The sequence below is a fragment of the Methylobacterium sp. WL116 genome (assembly GCF_008039455.1).
In the GTDB taxonomy this organism is placed as follows: Bacteria; Pseudomonadota; Alphaproteobacteria; order Rhizobiales; family Beijerinckiaceae; genus Methylobacterium.
Genome location: NZ_VRUV01000293.1, coordinates 1 through 5768 on the forward strand (window position 1 = coordinate 1; position 5768 = coordinate 5768).

Annotated in this window: 4 protein-coding genes; 2 read left to right on the plus strand and 2 right to left on the minus strand. The window is 71.4% G+C overall.

Annotated features, from left to right (window positions below):
- Nucleotides 1–642: helix-turn-helix domain-containing protein (locus tag FV223_RS18390; protein ID WP_147728375.1), on the plus strand; the 642-nt coding region annotated here is incomplete at its 5' end.
- Between the two features lie 111 nt (nucleotides 643–753).
- Here the strand turns inward: FV223_RS18390 and FV223_RS18395 are convergent.
- Entirely contained in the window at nucleotides 754–1806 is a 1053-nt protein-coding gene (locus FV223_RS18395) for a CoA ester lyase (RefSeq protein ID WP_147728376.1), read from the minus strand.
- Nucleotides 1807–2032: 226 nt separating this feature from the next.
- On the opposite strand from FV223_RS18395, the gene FV223_RS18400 reads away from it, so the two are divergent.
- Nucleotides 2033–3337 (plus strand): patatin-like phospholipase family protein, encoded by a 1305-nt coding sequence (locus FV223_RS18400; protein WP_147728377.1) that lies wholly within the window; start codon nucleotides 2033–2035, stop codon nucleotides 3335–3337.
- A gap of 7 nt (nucleotides 3338–3344) precedes the next feature.
- Here FV223_RS18400 and mfd read toward each other — a convergent pair.
- Nucleotides 3345–5768 (minus strand): transcription-repair coupling factor (gene mfd / locus FV223_RS18405; RefSeq protein WP_147728378.1); only part of this gene is annotated, 2424 nt, incomplete at its 5' end.

Sequence of the window (5768 nt, forward strand, 5' to 3'; positions counted from 1 at the left end):
GCCTCGGTCTGCACCGGCGCCTTCCTGCTCGGGGCGGCAGGGCTCCTCGACGGGCGCCGGGCGGCCACCCACTGGGCCCATTGCGAGCGGCTCGCCGAGCTCTATCCGCTGGCGCGCGTCGAGCCGGACCCGATCTTCGTGCAGGACGGCCCAGTCTGGTCCTCGGCGGGGATCACCGCCGGCATCGACCTGGCGCTGGCGCTGGTGGAACAGGATCTCGGCCGTGCGCTGGCGCTCGGCGTCGCCCGCCATCTCGTGATGTTCCTCAAGCGCCCCGGCGGGCAGGCGCAGTTCAGCGCGGCGCTCGCGCTCCAGGCCGGCGACGACCGGTTCGACGCCCTCCATGCCTGGATCCGGGAGAACCTGGCCGGCGACCTCTCGCTTCCGGCGCTGGCGGCGGTGGCGGGCATGAGCGAGCGCAGCCTCGGCCGGCACTACCGCGCGGCGACCGGGCTGACGCCGGCCAAGGGGGTGGAGCGCCTGCGGGTGGAGGCGGCGCAACGGGCGCTGTCCGAGACCAGGCGCCCGGTGAAGCGCATCGCGCAGGCCTGCGGCTTCGGCTCGGAGGAAACCATGCGCCGCAGCTTCCTGCGGCTCGTCGCTGCGCTGCCGCAGGATTACCGAAGCCGGTTCGGGCCGTGACGGCTCATGCCGGACCTCATGGGCGAGAACCCGTGAGGTCCGGCGGAGAGCCGCCGCCCCGCGGTCGCGGGGGCCAAGCCTCGATGCGTCGGGCTCATCGAGGTCTGGTCATCAGCCGAGCTTGTACACCGCGGCCAGCTCCGGGTCCTTGGCCGCCACGAGCTTGGCCAGGTCGACGATGACCTTGGCCTGCTTCCAGGTGGCGTCATCCTGCATCTTGCCGTCGAGCATCACCGCGCCGGTGCCGTCGGGCATCGCCGCGACGATGCGGGCGGCGAAGGCCACCTCGTCCGGATCGGGGGCGAAGACACGCTTGGCGATGGCGACCTGGTTCGGATGCAGCGTCCAGGCGCCGGCGCAGCCCATGAGGAAGGCGTTGCGGAACTGGACCTCGCAGGCCGGGCCGTCGGAGAAGTCGCCGAACGGGCCGTAGAAGGCCTTGATGCCGTTGGCCATGCAGGCGTCGACCATCTTCGCGATGGTGTAGTGCCAGAGGTCCTGCTGGGCGGAGGCGCGGGCGACGCCCTCGCCGGCCGGGTCGGCGATCACGCGGTATTCCGGGTGGCCGCCGCCGACGCGGGTGGTCTTCATGCCGCGGGACGCCGCCAGGTCGGCGGGGCCGAGGCTCATGCCGTGCATGCGGGGCGACGCGCAGGCGATGGCGTCGACGTTGGCGACGCCTTCGGCCGTCTCCAGGATCGCGTGGATCAGGATCGGCTTCGTCACGCCGTGGCGCGCCTCGAGCTGGGCGAGCAGCTGGTCGACGTAGTGGATGTCCCACGGGCCCTCGACCTTGGGGATCATCACCACGTCGAGCTTCGAGCCGACGGCGGCCACGAGCTCGAACAGGTCGTCGAGAAACCAGGGCGAGTTCAGGGCATTGATGCGGCTCCACAGGCCGGTGCCGGTCGCCGCAAAGTCGGTCGCCTGCGCCATCTGGACGAAGCCCTTCCGGGCCGCCTCCTTCTGGTCCATCGGCACCGCGTCCTCGAGGTTGCCGAGCACGACGTCGACGGTCGGCGCGAGCTCCGGCACGCGGGCGCGGACCTTGTCGTTGTGGGGCGGCACGAAGTGGATCATCCGCTCCAGCCGCACCGGCAGCTCGCGGAAGGGCTCGGGCGCGCCGGCGGCGAGCGGCTGGAAGAAGCGGCGCGGCAGTTTCATGGAAGAACCTCGTTGCAGGTCGGCTTGCCGAGTCGGCGTGACGGACCGGTTCGTCCGGTTAGTGCAAGCACAGGCCCGGCGTAAAGCGATCCGCGTGGCAAGCGTCATGGTGCGCTGCCGCACGAACGGCGCGGCCGGCTCGGTGGTCGTGCCCGGTTGCGGGAACACCGCGGACGGCGCAGCGTTTTCGAAACGAGGCGGGTCAATCGGTATCGGGAAACGGGCTATGCCCTCTTCGAAGACGCGTCAGCTCGCGCTTTGCGCGACGATCCTCGCACTTGGAATCGGTGCGCCTGACCTTTCCCGTGCCGGATCGGATACTGCCAAACGCACCGAGCGCACGGCGTTCACCGCCGGCGAGATCGCGACGGCGCGTCCTGCCGCCCTGAAGGGCGCGATCCGCATCGCCGGCGACGACGGGCAGGCCTTCCAGGCGCTGATCGACGGGGCGTCCGCGGCGGCCGACCCCTGGCTCGTGCTGTCCGGCGGCGGCGAGAACGGCGCCTTCGCCGCGGGCCTCCTCTCCGGCTGGAGCGCGAGCGGGCGCCGCCCGGCCTTCGGCGTGATCACCGGCGTCTCGACGGGCGCCCTGATCGCCCCCTTCGCCTTCATCGGTGCCGCCGGCGATGCCGCTCTGCGCGAGGCCTACACCACGGTCTCGGCGGCGGACGTGTTCGAGTTCGGCGGCTCCGCCGAGGCCCTGACCGACACCTGGCCGCTCAAGCGCCGGATCGAGAAGGCGGTGACGCCGCGCCTGCTCAAGGCGATCGCCGCCGAGCACGCCAAGGGCCGGCGCCTGCTGGTCGCCACCACCGAGCTCGACACCGAGCGCCCGGTGCTGTGGGACATGGGCGCGATCGCGACGATCGGCGACGACAAGGCGCTGAACCTGTTCCGGTCGATCGTGCTGGCCTCGTCCGCCGTGCCGGGCGTGTTCCCGCCCGTCTCGATCGACTCGACGACCGTCGACGGCAAGACGAACCAGGGCAAGACGATCCAGGAGATGCACGTCGACGGCGGCACCACGGCGCCGTTCTTCCTCGCGCCGAAGCCGGCGCTGATCGCGGCGCAGACGGGTGCCGGCGGGGTCAGGATCCCGGCCCGGACGGTCTACCTCGTCGTCAACAACAAGCTCGCGCCGTACTTCCAGATGGCGACGCACACCACGCTCTCGGTGCTCGGCCGGGCGATGTCGTCGGCGATCAAGGCGCAGACGCGCGACGCCCTGGCGCTGGCCGACGCCTTCGCCCGCCGCGAATCCATCGACCTGAAGGTCGCCGAGATCGACGACCGCTTCACCGACACCTCGCCGGCCCCGTTCGACCAGCGCTACATGAAGGCGCTGTTCGCCCACGCGGAGAAGCTCGGCCAAGAGGGCACGGCCTTCGGCGGACAGGAGGCGCTGGCCGAAGGCTCGTCGAACCTGCCGACCGGCTCGCTCGGCGCGCTGCATCCGAAGGCCCCGCAGCCGGCGACGCCGCGCCTGGACGCATCCCGACCGGACGCCTCGCAGGCCCTGGCGACGCGCTGAGCGGCGCTTACGCCGCCTTCTTCTTCCCCCCGCGCTCGGCGATCCCTGCCAGCGCCCGCACCACCTGCGTCGCGGTCTTGAGCCGGGCCGGGATCGAGTCGAGCTCGCGGATGAAGACCACGCTCATGTCGGGCCGGACCTTCGCGAACGAGGCCTGCTCGGCGACGTAGGCGACCAGCCCCTGCGGGTTCGCGAACGACTTGTCGCGGAAGTGGACCACGACGCCCTTCGGCCCGGCCTCGACCTTGGCGATGTTGGCGGCCAGGCACAGGATCTTGATCGTCACGATCTTGAGCAGCTGCTCCACCTCCGGCGGCAGCGGCCCGAAGCGGTCGATCAGCTCGGCGCCGAACGCCTCCATCTCGGCGTCGTTCTCCAGGGTCGAGAGCCGGCGGTAGAGGGCGAGCCGCACGCCGAGATCCTCGACATAGGTCTCGGGGATGGTGACCGGGGCGCCGAGCGCGATGGTCGGCGACCACGCCTCCTCCACCGGCTCCTCGTAGCCGGCCTTGAGCGCGGTGACCGCGTCCTCCAGCATCTGCTGGTAGAGCTCGTAGCCGACCTCCTTGATGTGGCCGGACTGCGCGTCGCCGAGCAGGTTGCCGGCGCCGCGGATGTCGAGGTCGTGGGAGGCCAGCTGGAAGCCGGCGCCGAGCGTGTCGAGCGTCTGCAGCACGGTGAGGCGCTGCTCGGCCTGGGCGCTCAGGGTGCGGTTGGCCGGCGTCGTGAACAGGGCGTAGGCGCGGGCCTTGGAGCGTCCGACGCGGCCGCGGAGCTGGTAGAGCTGGGCCAGGCCGAACATGTCGGCCCGGTGCACGATCAGCGTGTTGGCGGTGGGGATGTCGAGACCGGATTCGACGATCGTGGTCGAGAGCAGCACGTCGTACTTGCCCTCGTAGAACGCGGTCATCACGTCCTCGAGCTGGCCCGCCGCCATCTGCCCGTGGGCGACCGCCACCGTAGTCTCGGGCATCTCGGTGTCGAGAAAGCGCTTCACCTCGGCCAGATCCTCGATCCGCGGCACCACGTAGAACGACTGGCCGCCGCGGTAGCGCTCGCGCAGCAGCGCCTCGCGGATGGTCAGCGGATCGAACGGCGTCACGAAGGTGCGCACCGCCAGGCGGTCCACCGGGGGGGTCGCGATGATCGAGAGGTCGCGCACGCCCGTCATCGCCAGCTGCAGCGTCCGCGGGATCGGGGTGGCCGAGAGCGTCAGCACGTGCACGTCGGCCTGCAGCGCCTTCAGGCGCTCCTTGTGGCTGACGCCGAAATGCTGCTCCTCGTCGACGATGATCAGGCCGAGGTCCTTGAAGGCGATGGTCTTGGCCAGCACCGCATGGGTGCCGACCACGATGTCGACGGTGCCGTCGGCGAGCCCGGCGCGGGTCTGCTTCATCTCGGCCGCGCCGACGAAGCGCGACAGCTGCGCCACCTGGATCGGCAGGCCCTTGAAGCGCTCGGCGAAGGTGCGGAAATGCTGGCGCGCGAGCAGGGTGGTCGGCACCACCACCGCCACCTGCCGCCCGGAGATCGCGGCGGCGAAGGCGGCGCGGAGCGCCACCTCGGTCTTGCCGAAGCCGACGTCGCCGCAGACGAGCCGGTCCATCGGGCGGCCCTCGTTGAGGTCCGAGAGCACCGCCTCGATCGCGTTGGCCTGGTCCTCGGTCTCCTCGAAGGCGAAGCGGGCGGCGAACTCGCCGTAGAGGCCCTCGGGCGGCACCAGCCGCGGCGCCTGCCGCACGAAGCGCTGGGCGGCGACCTTGATGAGCTCGCCGGCCATCTCGAGGATGCGCTTCTTCATCCGCGCCTTGCGGGCCTGCCAGCCGGCGCCGCCGAGACGGTCCAGCGCCACCTCGGAATCCTCGGAGCCGTAGCGGGTCAGGAGCTCGATGTTCTCCACCGGCAGCAGCAGCAGGCCGGTGGCGTATTGCAGCTCCAGGCAATCGTGCGGGGCGCCGGCCGCCGTCACCGTCTTCAGGCCGACGAACCGGCCGATGCCGTGGTCGGCGTGCACGACGAGGTCGCCGGGCTGAAGCGCCTGCACCTCCAGGATGACGTCCTGCGGGCGCTTGGACTTCCGCTTCTGGCGCACCAGCCGGTCGCCGAGGATGTCGCCTTCCGAGATCACGGCGAGCTGGCCGGCGGTGAAGCCCGATTCGAGGCCCCAGACCGCGACGGCGACGTCGGTGCCGCGCTTCAGCGCGTAGACGTCCGACAGGCGCGAGATCGCCATCGGCTTCCTGAGGCCGTGGTCGGCGAGCACGCCGCAGAGCCGGTCGCGCGAGCCTTCGGACCAGGATCCGAGGATCACGTGATGACCGGATCCCTGCAGATCCTTCACGTGCGCCACCGCCGCGTCGAAGACGCTCGCCGCCTCGCTCGCGCGCTCGGCGGCGAAGGTGCGGCCGGGCTCGGCGCCGCAATCGATGGC

Excerpts from the sequence above, each read along its gene's own strand:
- FV223_RS18395 (WP_147728376.1), bottom strand. The coding sequence starts at position 1,806 with ATGAAACTGCCGCGCCGCTTCTTCCAGCCGCTCGCCGCCGGCGCGCCC.
- FV223_RS18400 (WP_147728377.1), top strand. The coding sequence starts at position 2,033 with ATGCCCTCTTCGAAGACGCGTCAGCTCGCGCTTTGCGCGACGATCCTC.